This window comes from Nocardia aegles, from assembly GCF_052545135.1.
The window spans coordinates 88,064-110,383 of record NZ_JBQWRI010000004.1; the positions used below are offsets into that span (position 1 = coordinate 88,064).

General features: G+C 69.2%; 18 protein-coding genes and 1 pseudogene. 8 read left to right on the forward strand and 11 right to left on the reverse strand.

Annotation, left to right across the window (positions count from 1 at the left end):
- Positions 1-35 precede the first annotated feature (35 nt).
- The 5 genes from ACT89H_RS13840 to ACT89H_RS13860 all read left to right on the forward strand — a co-directional run bounded on the left by ACT89H_RS13840 (position 36) and on the right by ACT89H_RS13860 (position 7,050).
- A complete protein-coding gene (locus tag ACT89H_RS13840; protein WP_445108993.1) occupies positions 36-1,469 on the forward strand; it encodes a hypothetical protein in 1,434 nt (477 codons plus the stop codon).
- Between the two features lie 420 nt (positions 1,470-1,889).
- Complete coding sequence (locus ACT89H_RS13845; RefSeq protein ID WP_445108994.1) at positions 1,890-3,545, forward strand: ABC transporter substrate-binding protein; 1,656 nt, start codon at positions 1,890-1,892, stop codon at positions 3,543-3,545.
- 3 nt (positions 3,546-3,548) lie between these two features.
- Entirely contained in the window at positions 3,549-4,553 is a 1,005-nt protein-coding gene (locus tag ACT89H_RS13850) for an ABC transporter permease (RefSeq protein WP_445108995.1), read from the forward strand.
- Positions 4,550-5,401 (forward strand): ABC transporter permease, encoded by an 852-nt coding sequence (locus tag ACT89H_RS13855; protein WP_445108996.1) that lies wholly within the window; start codon positions 4,550-4,552, stop codon positions 5,399-5,401. The genes ACT89H_RS13850 and ACT89H_RS13855 overlap by 4 nt, the downstream gene beginning before the upstream one ends.
- Positions 5,401-7,050, forward strand: coding sequence for a dipeptide ABC transporter ATP-binding protein (locus ACT89H_RS13860; protein ID WP_445108997.1), 1,650 nt, complete (start codon positions 5,401-5,403; stop codon positions 7,048-7,050). The genes ACT89H_RS13855 and ACT89H_RS13860 overlap by 1 nt, the downstream gene beginning before the upstream one ends.
- Positions 7,051-7,207: 157 nt before the next feature.
- Here the strand turns inward: ACT89H_RS13860 and ACT89H_RS13865 are convergent, their stop codons facing one another.
- The 7 genes and pseudogenes from ACT89H_RS13865 to ACT89H_RS13895 form a co-directional block, all read right to left on the reverse strand.
- Positions 7,208-7,762: an amidohydrolase family protein gene (locus ACT89H_RS13865; RefSeq protein WP_445108998.1), complete on the reverse strand. Its 555-nt coding sequence runs from the start codon at positions 7,760-7,762 to the stop codon at positions 7,208-7,210.
- Positions 7,759-9,111 carry an LLM class flavin-dependent oxidoreductase gene (locus ACT89H_RS13870; RefSeq protein WP_445108999.1) on the reverse strand — a complete coding sequence of 451 codons (1,353 nt, stop codon included), beginning with the start codon at positions 9,109-9,111 and terminating at the stop codon, positions 7,759-7,761. The genes ACT89H_RS13865 and ACT89H_RS13870 overlap by 4 nt, the downstream gene beginning before the upstream one ends.
- A 7-nt stretch (positions 9,112-9,118) precedes the next feature.
- Positions 9,119-10,426, reverse strand: a complete 1,308-nt coding sequence (locus tag ACT89H_RS13875; RefSeq protein WP_445109000.1) for an NtaA/DmoA family FMN-dependent monooxygenase — start codon at positions 10,424-10,426, stop codon at positions 9,119-9,121.
- Positions 10,427-10,447: 21 nt separating this feature from the next.
- Complete coding sequence (locus tag ACT89H_RS13880) at positions 10,448-11,257, reverse strand: ABC transporter ATP-binding protein (RefSeq protein ID WP_445109001.1); 810 nt, start codon at positions 11,255-11,257, stop codon at positions 10,448-10,450.
- Complete coding sequence (locus tag ACT89H_RS13885; protein WP_445109002.1) at positions 11,254-12,387, reverse strand: FecCD family ABC transporter permease; 1,134 nt, start codon at positions 12,385-12,387, stop codon at positions 11,254-11,256. The genes ACT89H_RS13880 and ACT89H_RS13885 overlap by 4 nt, the downstream gene beginning before the upstream one ends.
- 3 nt (positions 12,388-12,390) lie before the next feature.
- On the reverse strand, positions 12,391-13,566 hold the full coding sequence (locus ACT89H_RS13890; RefSeq protein ID WP_445109003.1) for an ABC transporter substrate-binding protein: 1,176 nt from the start codon (positions 13,564-13,566) through the stop codon (positions 12,391-12,393).
- Between the two features lie 757 nt (positions 13,567-14,323).
- Positions 14,324-14,593: pseudogene (locus ACT89H_RS13895) on the reverse strand (isocitrate/isopropylmalate family dehydrogenase); the annotation flags it as partial.
- A gap of 94 nt (positions 14,594-14,687) precedes the next feature.
- Here ACT89H_RS13895 and ACT89H_RS13900 point away from each other — a divergent pair.
- A complete protein-coding gene (locus ACT89H_RS13900; RefSeq protein ID WP_445109004.1) occupies positions 14,688-15,218 on the forward strand; it encodes a 2'-5' RNA ligase family protein in 531 nt (176 codons plus the stop codon).
- A gap of 47 nt (positions 15,219-15,265) precedes the next feature.
- The gene (gene trxA, locus ACT89H_RS13905; protein ID WP_039797275.1) at positions 15,266-15,637 is read left to right on the forward strand and encodes a thioredoxin; all 372 of its coding nucleotides are present in this window, start codon (positions 15,266-15,268) and stop codon (positions 15,635-15,637) included.
- A gap of 156 nt (positions 15,638-15,793) precedes the next feature.
- Here trxA and ACT89H_RS13910 read toward each other — a convergent pair whose 3' ends face one another.
- Positions 15,794-16,231, reverse strand: coding sequence for a 2-isopropylmalate synthase (locus tag ACT89H_RS13910; protein WP_445109005.1), 438 nt, complete (start codon positions 16,229-16,231; stop codon positions 15,794-15,796).
- A gap of 426 nt (positions 16,232-16,657) precedes the next feature.
- Here ACT89H_RS13910 and ACT89H_RS13915 point away from each other — a divergent pair, with 426 nt between their 5' ends.
- Complete coding sequence (locus ACT89H_RS13915; RefSeq protein WP_445109006.1) at positions 16,658-16,972, forward strand: DUF6191 domain-containing protein; 315 nt, start codon at positions 16,658-16,660, stop codon at positions 16,970-16,972.
- 70 nt (positions 16,973-17,042) lie between these two features.
- On the opposite strand, the gene ACT89H_RS13920 is transcribed toward ACT89H_RS13915, so the two are convergent.
- The 3 genes from ACT89H_RS13920 to ACT89H_RS13930 form a co-directional block, all read right to left on the reverse strand.
- Positions 17,043-17,537 carry a beta-class carbonic anhydrase gene (locus tag ACT89H_RS13920; protein ID WP_445109007.1) on the reverse strand — a complete coding sequence of 165 codons (495 nt, stop codon included), beginning with the start codon at positions 17,535-17,537 and terminating at the stop codon, positions 17,043-17,045.
- Between the two features lie 189 nt (positions 17,538-17,726).
- On the reverse strand, positions 17,727-20,471 hold the full coding sequence (gene polA, locus ACT89H_RS13925; protein WP_445109008.1) for a DNA polymerase I: 2,745 nt from the start codon (positions 20,469-20,471) through the stop codon (positions 17,727-17,729).
- 114 nt (positions 20,472-20,585) lie between these two features.
- Positions 20,586-22,262: a DUF885 domain-containing protein gene (locus ACT89H_RS13930; protein ID WP_445109009.1), complete on the reverse strand. Its 1,677-nt coding sequence runs from the start codon at positions 22,260-22,262 to the stop codon at positions 20,586-20,588.
- Between the last annotated feature and the right edge of the window lie 58 nt (positions 22,263-22,320).

Sequence of the window (22,320 nt, forward strand, 5' to 3'; positions counted from 1 at the left end):
CCGCCGCCCGAATCCGCTCCTGCAGTGAGGGACCCATGGATTCCAACGCGAGTGACAATCCGCCGCCAGGCCCGCTGAACACGGACGAACGAGCCGAGCTCGAGCGGCTGCGCACCGAGGTCGCCGCACTGCGGACCGAGGTGCGCGGTGCGCCGCCGCGGCGGGTGGGGCGGCACGCGTGGCGGTGGACCGCGGTGGCGATCTTGACGGTGCTCGTCGCCGTCCTCGCGTTCACCACGGTGCTCGCGCGGTTCGTGCGCGGCGAGATCCTCGACACCGACCGCTACCTGAGCACGGTGGCGCCGCTGGGATCGGATCCGGCGCTGCAGACCGAAGTCGCCCACACGATCACCGACGAGATCTTCGCCCGCGTCGACATCGAGGGCCTGACCGCGGACGCGCTCGCCGCGCTGACCGACGTGGTCCCGGCGACCGCGAACCGGCCGCGGGTGGACCGGGCGGTCGAGGGGCTGGCGCCGGTGATCACCCAGCAGGCGCGCGGTTTCGTCGACGACACCGTGCTGTCGTTCGTGCGCAGCGACCAGTTCGAGGATCTGTGGGTGCAAGCCAACCGCGCCGCCCACACCGCGCTGGTGGGGGTGCTGACCGGCCACATCGGCCCGCAGTCGGTGACCGTCGACGAGAACGGCACGGTGACCCTCTCCCTGCGCACGGTGATCGAGAACGTGAAAGCCCGGCTCATCGATCGCGGTTTCACCTTCGCCGAGAAGATTCCCGCGGTCGACAAACAGTTCGTCTTGTTCCGGTCGCCGGAACTGGTGCGGGCACAACGGGCGGTCGACAACCTCGACAAAGCTTCGGCAGTGCTGCCGTGGGTGACGATCGCGGCCGCGGTGGCCGCGATCGCCGCGGCACCCGTCGGCCGTCGCCGCCGCGCCCTGGTCTTCGTCGGACTCGCGCTGGCGGTGGGCATGCTGATCCTGGCGATCGCGCTGATGATCGCCCGGGCCTTGTATCTGGACAAAATGCCGCCCGACGTGCTCTCACCGGACGCGGCCACCGCCATCATCGACACGGTGCTGGTGCCGCTGCGGACCGCGCTGCGCGGAGTCGCCGTGCTCGGCCTGGTGATCGCGCTGGGCGCCTACCTCACCGGCGGCTCGGCCTCGGCCACCGCGGTGCGCCGCGGATTCGGGCGCGGCATGGACGCGATACAGCACCTGCGGCGTTCGCGTCCACCGAACCCAGTGGAGAGCTGGGCTTTCCGGGCGCGCGCCGCACTGCGCTGCGCGATCATCGGCATCGCCGCTGTGCTGCTGGTGTTCTGGCGCTACCCCACCGGTCTCGTTGTGGTGTGGATCCTTCTCGGCGCGCTGCTGGCGTTGCTGCTGCTGGAACTGTTGATTCGTCCCGCTCGCGCCTGGCCGCAGGCCGAGCCGGAGGCGGAGGCGGAGGACGAGACCGCCACCGGTCCCGGAGCGCCGCGCTCGGGCTCGGCGACGGCGTGAGCAGCGCCGCCGGTCGGGTTCGGCCACCGACGCTGAACCGGGCGCGGTCGCGGCGACCGGCCGGTTGCTCGACCGCACGGTGATCCCGTTCCGCTGTGCGGGGACCGGCATTCCTCGTTTCACGAAAACTGAACGATTCTCGAAGACGAGCTTGGTTGTTCCGGCTACCGGCGCTGTGCAGACTGCACTGTGGATCGCCGGTGCGGTCCGCTGTCCGTCGAGCGGTGAAGGAGCGTGACCATGCGATTCGCGGTGTCCACGCGCTCGGCGGCACGGCAGGTGTTCGTCGACTGTTGTCGCTGAGGCGAACCACTCCGCGCACCGCCCCGGACGGTTTGTTCCCGGGGTTCTCGGCCACCACTTCGCAACGTTCCACGGCATTCGCCGCGGGGGACGGCCACTCGTCAGGAGTTTTTTCAGATGTCATCACGCAGGTTCTCGAGGGCGGCGGCGCTCGTCGCCGTCACCATCACCGCCGCGGTGCTGGCCGGCTGCGCGGCGCCGGCCAACCGGGTCGCGGGACGCGACGACGGCGGCACGCCGGTCACGGGCGGGACATTGCGGTTCGCGGTGCTGGACGCACCGGCCAACCTCGATCCGCACTCGGGCAGTTCCTACCCCGAATCGCTGATCACCAGCAATATCACCGACAAGCTGACCTACCAGAACCCCGAGACCGGCGCCATCGAACCGTGGCTGGCCACCTCATGGGACATCGATCCCGAGCTCACCCGATTCACCTTCCATCTGCGCGACGACGTCACCTTCAGCGACGGGTCGAAATTCACCGCGGATTCGGTGAAGGAGAATTTCGACCTGCTCGGTTTCGGCAACAAGGAACTCGGCATCGTGCCGGTGACCGCGTACTGGGTCGGCTACTCCGGCACCCGCGTGCTCGACCCGCGCACCGTCGAGGTCACCTTCACCCGCGCGAACGCGGGATTCCTGCAGGCGCTCTCGCTCTACTTCTCCGGCATCCTCGGGCACACCACCCTGCAGCTGCCCAAAGAGCAGCGCAGTCTGCCGCAGAATCTGGTCACCACCGGGCCTTTCACCGTCACCGAGCACGTATACCAGCAGAAGACGGTGCTGAAGAAGCGTTCCGGGTACAACTGGGCGCCTGCCGGCCGCAAACACAACGGCGAGGCGTATCTGGACGCGGTGGAGATCTCGGTCATCCCGGAGGCCGGTGTGCGCACCGGGGCGCTGCGAGCCGGCCGGGTGGACGCGATCCTCGATGTGAACAACACCGACGAGGCACCGCTGACCCGCGAGGGCTACCGGATCGTGCCGCAGCTCATTCCCGGCCGCGACATCGCCTTCGACTTCAAGACCGATCTGTTCCCGACCAACGACCGCACGGTGCGCGAAGCGGTCAAGCTGGCCTGGAATCGCGACGCGCTGAGCAAGACCGTGCTCACTCCGAGCTACAAGGTGTCCAGTTCGGTGCTGTCCGAACGGGTGCCCGGCTACGTCGACTTCTCCGCCACGCTGAAGCAGGACCAACGCAGGGCCGAGCAGATCCTCGAGGACGCGGGCTGGCGTAAGGGCGCCGACGGCATCCGCGTCGACCGCGACGGCCGCAGGCTGGAACTGGCGCTGATCGGCATCAACAACCTGGTGAACAACAAGCCCGCCTACGAGCTGATCCAGCAGGACCTGCGCAAGATCGGCGTCGACCTGAAGCTGAACGTGCTGCCGATCCCCGACTACCAGGCCGCCATCACCCAGCCGCAGCGCTGGAACATCCAGGTGGCCAACCAGAGCCGCGCGGACGTCGCGGTGCTCGAACAGCTGTACTCGCCGCAGTTCGGCAACATCGCCAAGCTGGCCCCGGGCGATCCGGTCTACCAGCAGGCGATCGACACGCTCAGCGCGCTCAGCAAGACCATCGACCCGCAGCGGCGGGCGGCCGCGGCCCAGGCTGCGCAGCGGTTCCTGCTGGAGGATCAGGTGCTCACCGTGCCGGTGTACAACCCGGCCCAGGTCACCGCGGCGAATCCGAAGGTGCACAACGTGGGCTACGAGGCGCAGTCGCGCAACGTCTTCTACGACACCTGGATCGAGCCGAGGTAACCGATGCTCCGCTATGTGCTGGCCAAACTCGGCCAAGCGGTGTTCGTGGTGTGGGGCGCCTACACCGTGACGTTCGTGCTGCTGTACGTGCTGCCTTATGACGCGGTGGATCTGTTGTTCGACCCCACCCAGGGTGACCTCGTCACCGAGCAGGACAAGCAGAACGCCAGGGAGTACTACGGACTCGACCACGATCTGGTCGGCCAATACCTGAACCGTCTGTTCGCGGCCGCCCGCGGTGACTTCGGGGCGTCCACCCGCACCGGAGAGCAGGTGTGGCCGCTGATCATGTCGGTGCTGCCGCAGACCGCCCTGCTCGCCGCCTGCGCGCTGGTGCTGGCGGTGCTGCTGGCCCTCGCGGTCACGCTGATCTCCGCCTACACGCGCGTGCGGTGGCTGAGCGACCTGCTCGCCGCGCTGCCCGCGGCGGGTGTGTCGGTGCCGGTGTTCCTGGTGGGACTGGCGATTCTGCAAGTGTTCTCGTTCCAGCTCGGCTGGTTCCCGCCCATCGGTAACGACGGCTTCGCGGCGCTGGTGCTGCCCGCGGTGACCCTCGCCATCCCCGTCGCGGCGCCGATCGCCCAATTGCTGCTGGAGAACGTCACCAGCGGCCTGCGCTCCGGCTACGTGACCGTGTCGGTGGCCAAGGGCGCGACGCGGCTGTGGGTGCTGGTGCGGGACGTGCTGCGGAACGCGGCGCTGCCCGCGCTGACCATCGGGGGCGTGACGTTCGGCAACCTGCTCGCGGGCGCGGTGATCGTCGAGACGGTGTTCTCCCGCTCCGGTCTCGGCAGGCTCACCGAGACCGCGGTGCGCACCCAGGACGTGCCGCTGGTGCAGGCGGTGGTGGTGTTCGCGGCGCTGGTGTTCGTCACGGTCAACTTCGTGGTGGATCTGCTGTATCCGCTGCTGGACCCGCGCCTGCGCAGCCGGTTGCGCCTGTCGACGCGCAAGTCACAGGCCCCGGCGTCCACCGCGCGGCCAGTCGGGCAGGAGGTGACCGCGTGAGCGCGCCGACGGCATCGGCTCACACCGTGACCCGGTGGCCGCGGCGGCTGCTCCTGGCCGCGGCGGCCGCCCCGGGGCTGACGCTGGCCTGGCTGGTCGTCGGCGTGGTGCTGGCCTGGGCGGTGCTGCCGTCCTGGTTCACCGGCCACGATCCCCTAGACGGTGACTCGTCGGTGAGCTTCGCCCCACCCGGCCCCGCCCATCCGTTCGGCACCGACCGGCTCGGACGCGATCTGCTGGCCCGCGCGATCTACGGCACCTCGACCACGGTGAGTGCGACGCTGCTCGCCGTCGCGCTCGGTTTCCTCATCGGCGCCGCGATCGGCCTGTTCAGCGGCTTCGTCGGCGGCCGGATCGACGCGGCGATCATGCGCTGCGTGGACGTGCTGCTGGCCATTCCCGGCCTGCTGTTGGCCATGACGGTGGTCACCGCGCTCGGCTACGGCACGGTGAACATCGCCGTCGCCGTCGGTGTTTCGGCGATCGCGGCGTTCGCCAGGGTGATGCGGGCGCAGGTGCTGAAGGTCGCGGCCAGCGACTACGTCGAGGCGTCCTATGGAGCCGGTGCGGGCTTCGGGCGGGTGATGCTGCGGCACGTACTGCCGAACTCGGTGTCGGCGGTGCTCGCGCTGGCCGCGCTGGAGTGCGGCTCCGCCGTCCTGGCCGTGGCCGCCCTCGGCTTCCTCGGCTACGGCGCGCCGCCACCGCAGCCGGAGTGGGGCCTCGCGGTGGCCGAGGGCCGCGACTACCTGGCCACCTATCCGTGGATTTCGATCCTGCCCGGCGTGCTCATCGCCGTGGTCGTGTTGTCGGCCAACAGGATCGGCCGATCGTTGGGAGAATCGTGATGGGTACGAACGAACCGCTGCTGCGCGTCGACGACCTGCGGGTGCGCTACCGGTCCGCGCACGGCTACGCCGTCGACGGGGTGTCCTTGGCCGTGTCCCCCGGCGAATTCGTCTCCATCGTAGGCGAATCCGGCTCGGGCAAGAGCACCACCGTGCACGCCGCGCTGCGGCTGCTGCCGGACTCGGCCCTGGTGCGAGCGCGGGCGCTGGAACTCGACGGCCAGGACGTCGCACGGTGGCGGGAACGCAGGCTGGCGCGGCTACGCGGCCCGTTCGTCGGATTCGTCCCGCAGGACCCCGGCACCTCGCTGAATCCGGTCAAACGGGTGGGGACCCAGGTCAGCGAGGCGCTGCGGCTGCATCGGCGCGTCGACGGCGCCGCGGCCCGCGAGCTGGCCGTCGCGAAGCTGGAACTCGCGGGATTGTCCGATCCCGAGCGGGTGTACCGGCAGTATCCGCACGAGCTGTCCGGCGGCATGAAGCAGCGGGTGCTGATCGCGATCGCCCTCGCCAACGACCCCGCCCTGCTGGTGGCCGACGAACCGACCTCGGCACTGGATGTGACGGTGCAGCAGGTCATCCTGGACCATCTGGCGCGGTTGCGCGCCACGCTCGGCCTCGGAGTGCTGCTGGTCACCCACGACCTGGGCGTGGCCGCCGAGCGCTCGGACCGGTTGATCGTCATGCGCGACGGGCGCATCGTCGAGGAGGGCGCGACCGCGGGAATCCTCGCCGCGCCCCGCACCGCGTACACCCGCGAGCTGGTCGCCGCAGCACCCTCCCGGCACAGCGAACCGCTCACGTCGACCGGCACCACCGCCCGCAGGACACCCGACCGCGGCTCGGTTCTGCTCCGGGTGCGCGCGGTGGCCAAGACCTTCGGCGGGCAGGTCCGCGCGGTGGACGACATCTCCCTGGACGTCGTCGCGGGATCGACCCACGCGGTGGTCGGCGAGTCCGGCGCGGGCAAGTCCACGCTGGCCCGGATCACGGTGGGACTGACCGCACCGGACACCGGGGAGGTCCTGTTGCGCGGCGAGCGGATCAGCGGATTGTCCCGCAGGCAGTTGCGGCCGATCCGGCGCGAGATCCAGTTCGTCCACCAGAACCCGTATTCCTCCCTCGACCCGAAGTTCGACGTCGAGACGATCATCGCGGAGCCGCTGGTGTCGCTCGGACTGCTGCCCGACCGTGCCCGGCGGCGACAGCGGGTGGTCGAACTGCTGGACGCGGTGGCACTGGACCGCTCGCACCTGCGCCGCAGGCCCGCCGAACTGTCCGGCGGGCAGCGGCAGCGGGTGGCGATCGCCCGCGCTCTGGCCGCCGGACCACGGATGCTGGTGCTGGACGAAGCGGTCTCGGCGCTGGACGTGTCGGTGCAGGCGCAAATCCTGCAGCTGCTGGTCGATCTCCAGCACGAGCAGCGGCTCACCTACCTGTTCATCACCCACGATCTGGGCGTGGTGCGGCTGATCGCCGACGACGTCACAGTGATGCGTGGCGGGAGAATCGTGGAATCGGGTCCGGTGGCGGCCGTTTTCGCCGAGCCGTCGGCGGAATACACGCGGCAGCTGCTGGCGGCGGTCCCCGGGGCGCCCGCGCCGAAGTCGGAGACCCCCTTGCCTGCAGGCACGCTGTCGCCCGCTTGATCCCGCACCGAATCGTGCTGATCGTGAGCATTTCCGCCATCACTGCCGAGGCCGATGATCGTGATCCGGAACAGGCGGCGAAAGCGAGGCAGTCGTATAGGACATCCGACGTCTTATCCTGTTGCGGGATCTGGCCGAACGCACGACCATGACCGGGCTACCTGCTGGTGAAGCCGCGGCCGAGCGAGACACCTGGCTGTCCGGCGGCCGCGCCCACCGCGTCGGACCCTACGGCGAAGACCGGGTGCACGAAAACCGGAACGCCCAGCGCCGCGGCCGCTTCGAAGGTGGGGCGGGTGACCGCGGCCCCGGCGTACTCCCCGCGCCGGTAGGAATCGACCACGATCCCCGACAGCCCGAGCCGCTCGATCGCGTGCACGGCCTGCTCGGCTCCCGCCGCTCCGGCGAAGGCGTCGACGGTCGCCAAGCCACCGAGCAGCGGACGATGCGCGGCGACCAGCTCAGCCAAATACTCGTTGACGCGATCGATCTGCTCGGTGGCGATGTCGGCGTCCGGTCCGAACAGCAACTCGGTCGGCGCGCCGAGCACCCGCTGCGCCACGCCGCCGTCGCGGGTGAACGCCACCAGCGCGTCGACGTCGTCGAGCGCCGCGAACGGCCCGGTCGCGCGGGCGACGGCCGGGGCGATCTCCCGCCACCAGGGCGGACGGAAATGGCTGTGGAAGTCGATCACCGGCGGTGCGTCGGTCATTGGAGTGCTCCTTGTTCGGCGGTGGCGTAGCGGCCGGCTGGGCGCGGCAGGCCCAGGCGAGCCCGCAGCGTGGATTCGGCGTATTCGGTGCGGAAGAGCCCGCGACGCTGCAACAGCGGCACGACGTGGTCGACGAAATCGGTCAGCCCTTGGGGGTATACGGCGAATTGCAGGTTGAATCCGTCCGCCGCTCCCGCCTCGAACCACTGCTGGATCGAGTCGGCAATCTGCTCGGGGCTGCCGACCAGGTCGCGATGATAGGCGCCGCGATCGAGCAGTTCGCGCACGGTGTGCGGGCGCGAACGCAACAGATTCCGCACGGCTTCGGTGAACCCCTCCGAACCGTAGGTGCTCCCGACCGGCGGCAGCAGTTCGGGCGGGACGGGATCGTCCAGCGACAGCGATGACGCGTCGATGCCGAGGAATGCCGCGAACCCGCGCAGGCGGTCCTCGACCGGGATCAGGGCGTCCAGATCCGCCTTGCGTTGCCGTGCCTCGGCTTCGGTGCCGCCGACGATCGGATTCAGCCCGGGCAGGATCTTGACCGACTCCGGCGATCGCCCGTGCCGCACGGCGCGGCGCCGGATGTCGGCGGCGAACTCGATCGCCTGCGGTAGCAGATGCTGAGCGGTGAACACGGCGTCGGCGAACCGGGCGGCCAGTTCTCGCCCGCCCTCGGAGCCACCGGCCTGCACGATCGGCAACCGGCCCTGCGGCGGACGGGGCAGCTGCAACGGACCGGCGACGCTGAAGTGCTCGCCACGGTGATCGATCCGATGGATGCGCGCAGGGTCGGAAAACCGTCCGGACGCCGGGTCGGCCACCAGCGCCTCGTCCTCCCAGCTGTCCCAGAGCGCGTGCACCACCTCCACGGCCTCGGCCGCCCGGTCGTAGCGGTCCGCGCGGGCGGGCAGCACCCGTTCCGGATGTCCCTGTCCGGCGCCGAAATTCGCCGCCGCTCCCGGATCCCGCGTCGTCACCACGTTCCAGCCGACCCGGCCGCCGCTCACGTGATCCAGCGAGGCGAATGTGCGGGCGATGTGATACGGCTCCTGGAAGGTCGCGGTCGTGGTCGCGATGAACCCGATCCTCTCGGTGGCCGCCGCCATGACGGCCACGGCAACGGCCGGATCGAGGCCGGCGATCGGCATGGCCGAACCGCCGCCCTTCAGCAGCACGGCGTCGGAGAGGAACACCGCGTCGAGGAGCCCGCGTTCGGCTTCCCGCGCCACGGCGCGCAGATGCTCGGGATCGATGAGTGCGCGGGGGTTCCCGCGCGGTGACCGCCATGCCGCCGGATGCGCGCCCGCGGCGAGCAGGTTGACGTTCAGGTGCAACTGTCCGCTCATCGACCGGTCACACCGCCTGCGCGATCGACGGCGGCTCGACGCGGTATCGCGCGGTCCCGGGCGGCAGGCCGAGATTGCCGCGCAGCGTGCACGATTCGTATTCGCCGCGGAACAGCCCCCGCTTCCGCAGGATCGGAACGACGTGCTCGGTGAACGCTTCCACCCCGCCCGGCCCTTGTCCCGGCATGACGACGAATCCGTCCGCGCCGCCCTGCCGGAACCAGGTGGCCAGCCGATCGGCGACCTGTTCCGGGGAGCCCACCGCCCGGCCGTGCCCCGCCGAGCGCTGCTGCAACCTGATCAGCTCGCCGACGGTCCAGCTCTCCTCCACCGCGAGATCGCGGAACACGCCGTAGCGGCTCTGCCTGCCCTGGATCGAGGCGACCGGGGGCAGCAGCGCCTCGGGGATGACGTCGTCGAAGTCGAAGGCGGACAGATCGATGCCGGCGAGCTGACGTTCCAGCGCGACCCGGGAGGCGTCGCTGTAACCGGCCTCGAACAGTTCCTCGTCCAGCCGGCGCGCCTCGGCCTCGGTGCCGCCGATCGTCGTGCTCACGCCGGGCAGCACCAGGATGTGGCTCGGATCGCGGCCGACGGCGGCGGTGCGGGCCTTCACCTCGCGGTAGAACCGCTGCGCCCCGGACAGGGTCTGCTGGGCGGTGTACACGCCTTCGGCGAACCGCGCAGCGAACGCGATCCCGTCCGCCGAAGACCCGGCTTGGAACAGCACCGGCCGCCCTTGCGGTGAGCGCGGCAGCGGCAGCGGTCCCTGCACCGTGTAGAACTCGCCGCGGTGGTCGATCGGGCCGCCCTGCACCCCGTCGCGCCAGGAATCCCACAGGCGCGTGACCACCGAGACGTGCTCGAGCCCTTGCCGGTAGCGGTCGGCGTGCGCGGGCAGCGGGGCGGCGCCGAAATTGCGCTCGCCCACCGCGGACGTGACCGCGTTCCAGCCCACCCGGCCGCCGGACAGGTGATCCAGCGATTGCAACTGCCGGGCCAGGTTGAACGGCGCGGTGAAGGTCGTCGACACCGTCGGCACCAGTCCGATGTGCCGGGTGACCGCGGCGAGGGCTGCGAACAGCGTGATCGGTTCGGGTTTGGCGCCGAGCTCGGTGTCGGAGCTCAGTCCGTCGGCGGCGAACAGCAGATCGAATCCCGCGGCCTCGGCGGTTCGGGCCAGATTCGTGTAATGAGCGAGGGTGTCGGCCTGGTGGCGGACGTCGCCGGCAACGAGTTGCCCCGGCAGGGCATTGCCGGGGGCGTTGGTCAGCAGTCCGAGCCGCAATCGATGCGGCGAAGCGTTCGAGGACACGGCGTCTCCAGGGAAGGGGTTTCAGGCGGCGGTGGCGTTCTCACCGAGCGGAAGTTCGGCGTCCGGATGGTCGATCGGCACCACGTGCACCGCGCCGTCGGCGTGGAAGGTGCTCACCTCGATGCCGTAGACGTCCGCGATGAGCTCGGGCGTCAGCACCTCCTCTGGCGTGCCGACCGCCCGCACCCGGCCGCTTTCCAGGAACGCGATCCGGTCGCAGTAGCGCGCCGCCTGACTGAGGTCGTGGATGGCGATTATCGCGGCCACCCCCGCGGTCCGGGTGATCCGGCGGGCCAACCGCAGCGTCTGCAACTGATATTTGATGTCCAGCGCGCTGGTGGGTTCGTCGAGCAGCAGGATGTTCGGTTGCTGCGCCAGCGATCGGGCGATCAGCACACGCTGCGCCTGCCCGCCGGACAGTTCGGTCACCGATCGGTGCGCCAACGGTCCGAGTCCGAGCAGGTCGATGGCACGGTCCACGTGGCGCCAGTCCTCGGCGCTCGGGCGGGCCCCGAAATGCGGGGTGCGCCCGAGCACCACGGCCTCGCGTACATCCAGCTCGAAGGACACGTCGATCGTCTGCGGCACGTAGGCCACCAACCGAGCCAGCTCCCTGCGGCTCAGCGCGGCGAGGTCCACCTCGCCGTTCCAGACCAGGCGCCCCGAACTCGGGTTGTGGATGCGCGCGATGTTCTTGAGCACGGTGGACTTGCCGGATCCGTTCGGCCCGAGCAATCCCAGCAGTTCGCCACGCTCCGCCCGCAGGCTCACCCCGTGCAGGATCGCACGGCGTCCGTATCCGAAGCACAGGTCCGTGATCTGCAGCGTCATGCGGTCGTCCTTCGTTTGGCGAGAATGAGGTAGAGAAACACCGGCGCGCCGATGAGCGCGTCGACGATGCCGACGGGAATCACCGCCGGATTGAGCACCGCTCGGCCCGCGGAATCGGCCACGATCAGCAGCAGCCCGCCGGTGATCGCCGAGAACGGCAGCAGGAAGCGGTGATTGGCGCCGATGAGCAGCCGGGCGATGTGCGGCGCGACCAGGCCGACGAAACCGATGATGCCGGTGAAGCTGATGGTCACCGCGGTCAGCACGACCGCGAGGCCGAGCAGCCACAGCCGGGTTCGCGTCACCGGGACGCCGAGGCTCTTGGCCGCGTCGTCGCCGGCGAAGGCGATCGCGTTGAGCGCTCCGGCGCGGCGCTGCACGAGCGGGTAGGTGAGCGCGAACAGGATTCCGACGATGACCACCTCGTGCCAGACCGCCCCGTTGACCGAACCCCACATCCATTGCGCGATCAGGGCGAGGGTCTCCTGGTCAGCGGTGAACTGCAGAACCGAGGTGGCGGCGGTGAAGAACTGGGTGACGGCGATGCCGAGCAGGATGAGCGTCGAGGGGTCGGTGTTCCTGCTCGCCGCGAGCGCGAGGACGAAACCGGAACTCACGATCGCGACCGCCAGCGCGCCGAGGACCACCCAGACGTCGCTGGACAGGCCCGCGAATCCGTCGCCCGCGAAGACGATCGCATAGGAGGCGCCGAAGGCGGCGGCCGGGGCGATGCCCAACGTGTAGGGGCTGACCAAGGGGTTGCGCAGCAGGCCTTGGAACAGCACGCCCGCCACCGCCAGCGCGGCGCCCGCCACGAGGCTGAGCAGCACCCGCGGTACGCGCAGTTCCCAGACCTGCAACCACAGCCGGGCGGTCGCGGTGTCGGGCGCCGACGCGGCCGTCGCCTTCGCCCACAGCGCCGATACCGCGTCGCCTACGCCGACGATGTCGCCGCCCACGGTCAACGCCCAGATGGCCAGCAGCGCCGTCAGCACGACGCCGATCGCGATCATCGAACGACGCCCGGTATCGGACCGGGTGACCGCGCGGTAGCGCGACAGCAATCCCGAAAGCGCCGACCCTGCCGGAGATTCGGTGGCAGCGACTTCCCGTTGCACGGTGTCGGACATCGCTCACGCCGTCCGATGGTGGTGGAAGTACTCGGTGTCGGGAATGTACGCGGTGTGCTGATACTCCTCGACCCAGCTGCGGAAGTATGCCTGCTTGTCGACCCCGGCGAAGCGTTCGGGATACAGCCAGCTCGCCAGGTACAGCGCGCCGACCCACTTGGAGGCCGAGCTGATCAGGTAGTTGTTGGTGATCCAGAGATTGTCGCTACGAATCGCCTTCAGCTCCGCGAAGCCGGGCCGGGCCAGGATCGAGCGCGCTGTGCTCCCGAATCTTTCCCGTGACCAGGGCTGATAGAAGCCCTGCGGCAGCCCCTGCACGCCGTTCTTGATGATGAAGTCGGGATCGCGCGCGACGATGTCGGCGGGTTCGACGGTGATCTCGTTCCAGCCGAGCCCGCCGTTGATCTGGATGTCGGCGTAGATGTTGCGGCCACCGGCGTATCTGATGACCCAGTCCCAGCCGCCGGGAACCCCGGCCACGAAATCCACCGCGCCTTCGAAATAGACCCGTTTCTTCTGCTGTTCGGCCAGACCGTCCAATCGCTCCCGCAGCACCTGCTCGATGGCCGCCGGAATCGACTCGCGGTATTTCTTCGCCTGCTCCTGCGTGCCGAACAGTGTGCCGAGCAACTCGGTATTGACCGTGGAGAATCGCGGCTCCCAGGCGGTAAAGACGATCACCTTGATGCCGAAGGGCGCGAGTTTCGCCTCCGCTTCCTGCCAGGGACTGTTGCTTCCGGTCAGCAACACGTCCGGGTTGAGCGCCAGAATCCGGTCGTAATTGAAGCCACCGGTGGTGCCGGCGATGAGCTTGTCCGCGGAGATGCCGCGGAAGCTGTCCCAGTACCCCGACCACCCCTCGGTGGTGATCTGGCTCGCGGTCGCCCCGACGATCCGGTCCTGACCGCCCACCGCGCGGACCAGCTCGAGAATGTACTGGTTACCGCCGAGGCCCGACAGGACGCGCCGGACGGGCAGGTTCAGCTCGATCGTGCGTCCGGTCTCGTCGACGATCTTCGTGACCGGTCCGGCCGCGGCGCTCGACGCCGCATCGGTGCCGGTCCCGCAGGCGGCGAGCGCGGTGGTGCTCGCCGCGACCGCCGAGAGCGTGGCAAGCCGGCCGAAGGAACGCCTGCTCAACGTTCCGGGAATAGTCGGCGAACCGATCGGTGGTGCCATTCGTGATCTCCTCGGAAATGCGCACTGCGCCGAAATGAACTCGGACGCGGGGAAACTGTTGCGAATCATGCGCGGCGTCATCACGCCGCCGCAACGATTGCTCTCGCGTTGATCGAAAAATGTTGCGGTCCGCCGGATCGACTGCGGAAAAAATGGGCGCGTCGAATAGAGCACCTGTCTATTGCGATCACCCGGCGACTCCCGCGCCGAAGAAGAAATCGCGTGAACTATTCCCGTATCAATCTTCGAGAGCTTCGCCGGGAATTCCGTCCTCGATTTCAGCGGCGCCGGCCCGCAGGGCTCGCCACCGCGCCACGCACCCGGCTTACCCGTCCCTCGGAGACATGCCACCGCGAGCGGCCTGCTCCTGTGAGCCGCCGTGGTCACCGGGCCGGACTCGCCGACCTGCGGCATCGCGCCCGCTGACGTGGGCGCCGATCTACAGCTACCGCAACCAGGAGTGCCTACGCCGACAGCTTTCGCACCGATGTCAGCGACAACACCGTCGAGGATCCGCGGATCGCGGGTGGACGCATCGCCGACTCATTCCCGGCGCCTCGGCGCTGACGGCGTGGCGAATGTCCCCGTGCACCACGAGCACTCCTTCCCGGCGGACCGAACGAGTCCAGTATCGAAGCGCGGTCCGAGCCGAGCAAGGCAGCTGAACTACGAGGTTCGTTCAGTTTTCCTAATGCGTCTTTTTTCCTGATGCGTCTTTCCTGATGCGTCGCGGCCACGGACGCGCCTGCCGCGCCGACTACCTGTGGTGCACCCTGGCGCACACCTGCTCGGTGAATTCGCTGGTGGATGCCAGTCCCCCGAGGTCGGCGGTGGCGATGCCCGCCTCGAAGGTCGCGGCGACGGCCCGTTCGATCCGCTCGCCCGCCCGGGCCAGGGTCACCTCGGCGTCCCGGGTCGCCAGCCAGCGCAACAGCATCGCCGACGACAATTGCAATGCCGCCGGGTTCGCCCGGTTGCGCCCGGCCGGCGCGGGCGCCGCGCCGTGCACCGCCTGGGCCCGGAGTCGGTTCGCGTCGTTCACCGGAACATCCTCCCGCCGTCGTGCCCCGCCGCCGGAACCGGCCCGCGGACACGCCGGTTGCGGTTACCTTCGGGAGACCATGGTGCAGTCGGTCGAACTACTCCTCGACGAGGCCGCCGACACAGAGCTCCGCCGCCAATGGCAACTGCTGGTGGATGCAGGCGTGCCGAGCCTTGGCGTGCGCACCGACGAATCCAACCGTCCGCACATCACCGCCGGGGTGGCCAGGCAGATCTGGCCGCGCATCGAGCAGGCACTGGACGAGCAGGCCTTCGCACCGATCCCCGTCCGGCTCGGTGGACTGGTGGTCTTCGGCGCCCGGCGTCCCATCCTGGTCCGCCTGGTCGTCCCGTCCGAGGCGCTGCTCGCGCTGCACCGCCGGATCTTCCACACGATCTCCCCGTGCCCCGGTGTCCCGGCCAACCTGCATCCGGACGCGTGGACCCCGCACATCACCCTCGCCAGGCGGGTGCCCCCGCACCAGCTCGGCGAGGCCATCCGTGCCATCGCGCGGGATCGGGATTTCCCCGCCACGGTGGTGGGTATCCGCCGATGGGACGGGGATCAGCGGCGCGAGTGGCCGGTAGGCCGGGTCCGCCGTGGAAGATAACCGAGGCAGCCCGCGTTGTAGCGAGCACACCGAACCGAGAGGACGTCATGGCCACCCAGACGCTGACCCAGCACAATTTCGATGAGGTAGTCACCGGAAACGACGTGGTACTCGTCGATTTCTGGGCCGATTGGTGCGGCCCGTGCAAGAGTTTCGCACCGACTTTCGAGGCCTCTTCCGACAAGCACCCCGACGTGGTGCACGGGAAGGTCGATACCGAATCCGAGCAGGGCCTCGCGGCGGCTGCCAACATCCGCTCCATCCCGACCATCATGGCTTTCCGGGAGGGCGTGCTGGTGTTCGCGCAGCCCGGCGCGCTGCCGCCCGCGGCGCTGGAGGATCTGGTGACCCAGGTCAAGGCGCTGGACATGGACGAGGTGCGCAAGCAACTCGCCGAGCAGCAGCAGGCCGGAAAGTAACGCGTGGCGCGGTAACGCACAGCGCCCCAAGGGAATTCGCTCGGGCCCGGATACGGACACGCGAAAGCGGCAGTCCGTGTCCGGGCCTGTTGCGCGTCCGGAGGCCGGGCTCCGGCCTCCGGGTGGCACCTGCCGCCGCGTGTCCGGAGCCCGATGTCAGGACGCGCCGAGCAGGTTGACGCCCGCGATCATGGCGCGGACCGTCGACTCGGCGCCGTCGTCGGCGATAGCCGCGCCCCAGCCGCGCCTGCCGTCGCATTCACACTGAACGAAGGTGGCGGTGCCGTCGGCGGTGCGCCGCTGATGGAATTGCAGGATCTCGACGGGGTAGCCCTCCTCGTAGAGGGCCGAGGTCATCGCCGCGACCGGGCTGCCGGTGGCGACGACGGTCCGCAGATGCCCGGCGAACTCGAGGGTGGCGGTGAACTCCGCGGTCCGGCTGCCCGCGGGCGACCACTCGCCGAGACGAATGGGGCCGCCGTGTGCGCAGTACCGGCTGTGGAACTCCGCCGAGGTCAGCCCGGCGGTTTCGGCACGTAGGCCCTTGGGAGCGGCGGCGTGGAACATATCTGTATCAAGAGTCAGGATGGTCATTGAAAGTAGGTCTTCCCGGAGAATGTCGTGGCTCAGTTGACAGAGGGGACCAGCACTAACAAGTGGAAATGCCCGCAGCGAGGGGGCCGGCCCGAATCAGACCCCGCTACGGCGGGCTACTACGAGGACTCGGGGAAGCGGCGCCACCATCGCGGTGAGCGGAAGTAGCTCGGCGCGAACCTCGGACACGGAGGCGGTAGCCCGCGTAGCCACGGAGGGCCCGATGAGCGACGCCGAGAGCAGAGCGCTGTCGCGGTCTGCGACATGGAGCGCTGCGCTGCGGCGGTCGGCGGGATTCGGCACGGCATCGAGGATAGGCACATCGCGTCGCGATGGCAACCACATTCGATGCCCGATTTGTCTACTGGCGAGTACTATCCGCGCAGTTCAGGACGGTGCGGCAGCGGAAAGGGTAACGTCGGTGACATGGGTCTCCTCGTGGCGATGACCATCCCGGGTCTGGCCGTCCTGCTCATCCTGTTCGCCTTCGCCGAAGTCGCCTGGAACAAGTTCACCGGCAGCCGCGTGCTGCCCTGGACCCGCAAGCGGTCGGGGCGCCCGGTCGCGGCGGCGGGGTTCGAAGAGGTCACGGCGGTTTTCCAGGGCGGCAAACAGCACGAGTTCGAGCAGCGGATCACGACGCTGATGCACCGGGAGGACGCATCCGACGGCGCGCCGCCGCGTGACGCGGTGGATCTCGGCGCCGGTTCGGCGCGCCTGATCGCAGCTCCGCCCTCGTGAAATACGCCACAACGCAGGGTGATCCGAGCGCTGGCACCCGAATCTTCCTGCGGCAGCGGGAAATTCACCCCTACCGGGGGAGCACCTCGTTCAGCTTTCCGGTGGCGACATCGAAGACGAAGCCGCGGATCGAGTTCTTGTGCGGCACGAACGGGCTGGCGAGGATACGTGCGATGGATTGGCGCACATCGGTTTCCAGATCCGAAAAGGCTTCCGGCGCCCACTCGGGCTTGATGCCGGTCTCCTCCTGGATGCTCGCCTTGAAATCGTCGTCGGTGAAGGTGAGCATGCCGCAGTCGGTGTGGTGGATCAGGATGATCTCCCTGGTCCCGAGCAGCCGCTGGCTGATGGTCAGCGAGCGGATCTCGTCGGCGGTGACGACGCCGCCCGCGTTTCGGATGACGTGCGCCTCGCCCTCGGCGAGGCCGAGCGCGCCGTAGACGTTGAGCCGCGCGTCCATGCACGCGACCACGGCCACCCCCTTGGCGGGCGGCAGCGGCAGCGGGCCTCGGAAGGTGCTCGCGTACGCCGCGTTGTTCTCCAAGTACTCATCGGTGACAGTCATGGGCCATCCCTGCGCTCGGTATGCGTGAATCCCTATGTATCGACCAGCCCCACGGTAGATGGCCGCGCGGCATGGGACCTGGGTCCCGTTCACCGTGATTCGTTTACTTGCGCGATGGTAGCTCTCCGACTGCGGGATGCCGGGCCCGTGCGGTGGGCCCGGCATGTCGGTGCGGTGGGCTCGCGCCGGTCAGTGCGCGGCGGAGTCCCAGCTGCGGCCGACGCCGACCGACACCTCCAGCGGCACCGAGAGGTCGAGCGCCGAGGACATCTGCTCGCGCGCCAGCGCCTCGAGCGTCTCCCGCTCCCCGTCGGCGACCTCGAACAGCAGTTCGTCATGGATCTGCAACAGCATTCTGGAGCGCAGGCCCGCCTCCCGCATCGCGCGGTGCACGTTGATCATCGCCACCTTGATGATGTCGGCCGCGGTGCCCTGGATGGGGGCGTTGAGCGCCATCCGTTCGGCGGCCTCCCGGCGCTGCCGGTTGCTGGAGTCCAGATCGGGCAGGTAGCGGCGGCGGCCGAACAGCGTCTCGGTGTAGCCGACCTTGCGCGCCTGCTCCACGACCTCGTACAGGTAGTCGCGGATGCCGCCGAAGCGGGCGAAGTACACCTCCATCTGCTCCTTCGCCTCGGTGGTGCTGATCTTCAGCTGCGCGGACAGACCGTAGGAACTCAACCCGTAGGCCAGGCCGTAGGACATCGCCTTGATCCGGCGGCGCAGTTCCGGGCTCACCTCGGAGATCGGGATGTCGAACGCTTTCGACGCCACGAAGCTGTGCAGGTCTTCGCCGGAGTTGAACGCCTCGATCAGCCCCTCGTCCCCGGACAGATGCGCCATGATCCGCATCTCGATCTGGCTGTAGTCAGCGGTCATCAGCGACTGATAGCCGGAGCCGACCACGAAGGTGTCGCGGATCTGCCTGCCGGTGTCGGTGCGGATCGGGATGTTCTGCAGGTTCGGCTCGGTCGAGGACAGCCGACCGGTGGCCGCGATCGTCTGATTGAACGTGGTGTGGATGCGGCCGTCCTCGGCGACGCATTTCAGCAGGCCGTCGACGGTGACCTTCAGGCGGGTGGCGTCGCGGTGGGCGAGCAGGTGCTCCAGGAACGGGTGCTGCGTCTTCTCGTACAGCGACTCCAGCGCGTCGGCGTCGGTGGTGTAGCCGGTCTTGGTGCGCTTGGTCTTCGGCATGTCCAGCTCGTCGAACAGCACCACCTGCAACTGTTTGGGCGAGCCGAGGTTGATCTGCTTGCCGATCACGTCGTAAGCCGCATCGGCCGCCTCGGCGACCCGGTCGGCGAACTGCCGCTGCAACGTCTCCAGCTGATCGGTGTCCACCGCGATGCCCGCCTCCTCCAAGGTGGACAGCACACCCAGCAGCGGCAGCTCCATGTCCGCCAGCAGCGGGGTGGACTCGATCTGGGCCAGCTCCCGGTCGAGCGCGTCGGCCAGGTCGGCGACGGCACGCGCGCGCAGCATCTGCGCCCGCGCCAGTTCGGCGTCGACAGCGTCCTCGTCGTCGAGCAGCGACAGCTGCGCGGTCTCGCCGGACTCGGCGCGCAGCTCCCGGTGCAGGTAACGCAGCGACAGGTCGTCGAGGTTGAACGTGCGCTGGCCCGGACGCACCAGATACGCCGCCAGAGCGGTATCGCTGGTCAGCCCGCCGAGAGTCCAGCCGCGGCCGCGCAAGGCGTGCAGGGCAGCCTTGGCCTCGTGCAGCGCCTTCGGCACGGCCGGGTCGGCCAGCCAGGCGCCCAGCGCCGCCTCGTCCTCGGGCGTGAGCACTGTGACGTCGATGTAGCCGCTCTCCCCGTCACCCGCGGCGATGGCGAGCGCGCGCACGTCGCCACCGGCCGGAGAGCCTGAGCCGACGATCGAGACGCCATGGCGCGCACCGGCTTCGGCGTGCTCGGCGAGCCACCCCGCGACCGCGCCGATCTCCAGCGCGCCGCCGCTGATCGCGAAACCGGCCTCCGCCTCCGGCTCCGGCGGAGCCAGTGTCTCGAACAACCGGTCACGCAGCACGCGGAACTCGAGATCGTCGAACAGCTGATGGATCTTCTCGCGATCCCACGGCCCCTGCGCCAACTGGTCCGGGGTGTACGGCAGTGGGACCTCCCGCATCAGCTCGGTGAGCTGCCGGTTGAGCACCACGCTGCTCAGACTGGCCCGCAGCGCGTCGCCCACCTTGCCCTTCACCTGGTCGACCTTCTCGACCAGGGTGTTCAGGTCGCCGTATTCGCGGATCCACTTGGCCGCGGTCTTCTCGCCCACGCCGGGAATGCCGGGCAGGTTGTCACTCGGGTCACCGCGCAGCGCCGCGTAGTCGGGGTACTGGTCGGGGGTGAGGCCGTACTTGGCCATCACCTCTTCCGGGGTGAACCTGGTCAGGTCCGATACGCCCTTGCGCGGGTACAGCACGGTGACGTTCTCGTTCACCAACTGGATGGAGTCCCGGTCGCCGGTGACGATGAGCACGCGGAAACCCGCGGCCGTCGCCTGCGTGGTGAGCGTGGCGATGATGTCGTCGGCCTCGACGCCCTCGATCGCCATCACCGGAATGCCCAGCGCGCCCAGCACGTCCTTGGTCAGTTCCACCTGGCCGCGGAACTCGTCCGGTGTGGTGGTGCGATTGGCCTTGTACGCCGGATACGCCTCGGCGCGGAAGGTCTGGCGCGATACGTCGAACGCCGCGGCCACATGCGTCGGCTTCTCGTCGCGCAGCAGGTTGATCAGCATCGCGGTGAAGCCGTAGACCGCGTTGGTGGTCTGCCCGGTGACCGTCTTGAAATTCTCCGCCGGGAGCGCGAAGAACGCGCGATAGGCGATCGAATGCCCGTCCAGCAACAGCAACGTCGGCCGGTCTCCCGAGCCGGGATCGCCGGAACCGGACGCGGGAGCAGGACGCGGAGCGGTCGTGGGTGAACTCACGCCCCAGAGTCTAGGGACCGGCACCGACAAGGCGTTAGGCCGACACCCGGCAGCCGGAGCCGCCGGGACCGGATTCCGATCCGCGGGGCGCGAGTACCGATCCGCCGCACGCCGTCACAGCGTGCCGGCCAGTTCCCGCAGCACCGGCAGGCTCACCGATCCGGACCCGAGTACCACATCATGGAAGGCCTTGAGGTCGAAGTCCGCACCGAGCCGCTCGGTGGCCGCCACCCGCTGGCGCAGGATCTCCAGCTGCCCGATCTTGTAGCCGACCGCCTGCCCCGGCATGGCGATGTAGCGGTCCACCTCCACGGTGATCTCGGCCGGCCCGATCGGCGCGTTGGCCACCATGAAGTCGATGGCCTGCTGCCTGCTCCACCCTTTGGCGTGCAGGCCGGTGTCGACCACCAACCGGCAGGAGCGCCAGGAATCGCCCGCCAGCATGCCCAGGCGACCGAGATCGTCCTCGTACAAACCCATTTCATCGGCCAGCCGCTCGGTGTACAGCGCCCAGCCCTCGACGAACGCGGTGTTGGCGAAGGATTGGCGCTGGAAACGCGGCAGGTGGTCGAGTTCGTTGGCGATGGTCAGCTGGAGATGATGGCCGGGAATCGCCTCGTGGTAGGCCACCGACGCGGTCTCGAAGCGTCCCCGGCCGGTGGGATGGTGCCGGTTGACGAAATACGTGCCCGGCCGCGACCCGTCGGCGGCGGGCGGGAAATAGTACGCCGCAGGCGAATCCGCGGCCAGGAACTCCGGCACCGGGACGATGTCGCAGGATTCCTTCGGCACGCGTCCGAACCAGTTCCCCATCTCGGCGGTCGCCAGGGCCAGGGCCCGGCGGGCGTCGAACATGATCTGTTCGGCGTCGTCATAGCGCAGCGCGGGATCGTCGCGCAGGCGGGCGAAGATCTCGCCGAGATCGCCGGTGCCGAACAGGCGCGCGCCCACCGTCGCGTACTCCTCGCGCAGCTTCGCCAGCTCGGTGAGGCCGAGTTCGTGGATCTCGTCGGCGCCGAGATCGGGCAGCGTGGTGTGGTGGCGCAGCAGCCGCCGGTAGATGTCCTCGCCGTCGCCGCCGAGCCAGCACAGACCCGGCTGGTCGTCGGGACGAGCGGCGGGCAGCAGTTCGTCGTACAGCGCATCCCGGTAGAGCTGGAACGCGGGCCGGATGACCTCGCGCGTCACCTCGGTCAGTTCCGCGCGCCACGCGGCCTCGCCGTCCCAGCCCACCGGACCGGCGAAGGTGACGAAGGGATCGGCGGCCACGTCGGAATCCAGATAGCCGTCCAGCTGGTTGAGCGAGCGCTCGATGGCGATCCGCGCGGGCGTGCGGCCCGCGGCCAAGCCCGCGCGGAACCGCTCGACGGCCTGGCCGAGCATGTCCCCGAACCGGCGGTAGCGGCGCACCAGCGCCAGCGCGTGCTCCGGCCGCGGCGCGTTCGTCTGCGGGGCCACCATCAGCACGGCCGCGTGTACGCCGTTCATCTGATCGGAGGCCAGCTCCACCGGCCGCCATTCCAGATGCTCGACGGCGCCGTGCAATTCGGTGCGCAGCAAGCTGCGGGTGATGCGGTCGGCCTGGCTCAACCCCTCGGCGTCGAGCGCGTCGACCGCGCGCAGCAGATCACGCCAGGTCGACAGCAACCGCTGTTCGGCGTCGACGGACAGATCCTCGATCCGATCGTCGAAACGGCGGTCGCCGAGCAGGGTAGCCTCGCTCGGCGCCGCCTCGAGCACACTGTCCCAGTACCGCTCGGCCAAGCTCATCAACTCGTCGTGACGATCCATGGTCACGATCATGCCTCGAGCCCGGCGGCGCGGCACCGGACTCGGCAGCGAGCCCAGC

What these genes read in the sequence shown, in the direction of transcription:
- ACT89H_RS13865 (WP_445108998.1), bottom strand. Translation starts at nt 7,762, where the DNA reads ATGACCGACGCACCGCCGGTGATCGACTTCCACAGCCATTTCCGTCCG.
- ACT89H_RS13930 (WP_445109009.1), bottom strand. Translation starts at nt 22,262, where the DNA reads ATGGATCGTCACGACGAGTTGATGAGCTTGGCCGAGCGGTACTGGGAC.
- ACT89H_RS13845 (WP_445108994.1), top strand. Translation starts at nt 1,890, where the DNA reads ATGTCATCACGCAGGTTCTCGAGGGCGGCGGCGCTCGTCGCCGTCACC.
- ACT89H_RS13920 (WP_445109007.1), bottom strand. Translation starts at nt 17,537, where the DNA reads ATGACTGTCACCGATGAGTACTTGGAGAACAACGCGGCGTACGCGAGC.
- ACT89H_RS13890 (WP_445109003.1), bottom strand. Translation starts at nt 13,566, where the DNA reads ATGGCACCACCGATCGGTTCGCCGACTATTCCCGGAACGTTGAGCAGG.
- ACT89H_RS13880 (WP_445109001.1), bottom strand. Translation starts at nt 11,257, where the DNA reads ATGACGCTGCAGATCACGGACCTGTGCTTCGGATACGGACGCCGTGCG.
- ACT89H_RS13885 (WP_445109002.1), bottom strand. Translation starts at nt 12,387, where the DNA reads ATGTCCGACACCGTGCAACGGGAAGTCGCTGCCACCGAATCTCCGGCA.
- ACT89H_RS13915 (WP_445109006.1), top strand. Translation starts at nt 16,658, where the DNA reads ATGGGTCTCCTCGTGGCGATGACCATCCCGGGTCTGGCCGTCCTGCTC.
- ACT89H_RS13850 (WP_445108995.1), top strand. Translation starts at nt 3,549, where the DNA reads ATGCTCCGCTATGTGCTGGCCAAACTCGGCCAAGCGGTGTTCGTGGTG.
- ACT89H_RS13900 (WP_445109004.1), top strand. Translation starts at nt 14,688, where the DNA reads ATGGTGCAGTCGGTCGAACTACTCCTCGACGAGGCCGCCGACACAGAG.
- ACT89H_RS13860 (WP_445108997.1), top strand. Translation starts at nt 5,401, where the DNA reads ATGGGTACGAACGAACCGCTGCTGCGCGTCGACGACCTGCGGGTGCGC.
- ACT89H_RS13910 (WP_445109005.1), bottom strand. Translation starts at nt 16,231, where the DNA reads ATGACCATCCTGACTCTTGATACAGATATGTTCCACGCCGCCGCTCCC.
- ACT89H_RS13840 (WP_445108993.1), top strand. Translation starts at nt 36, where the DNA reads ATGGATTCCAACGCGAGTGACAATCCGCCGCCAGGCCCGCTGAACACG.
- trxA (WP_039797275.1), top strand. Translation starts at nt 15,266, where the DNA reads ATGGCCACCCAGACGCTGACCCAGCACAATTTCGATGAGGTAGTCACC.
- ACT89H_RS13870 (WP_445108999.1), bottom strand. Translation starts at nt 9,111, where the DNA reads ATGAGCGGACAGTTGCACCTGAACGTCAACCTGCTCGCCGCGGGCGCG.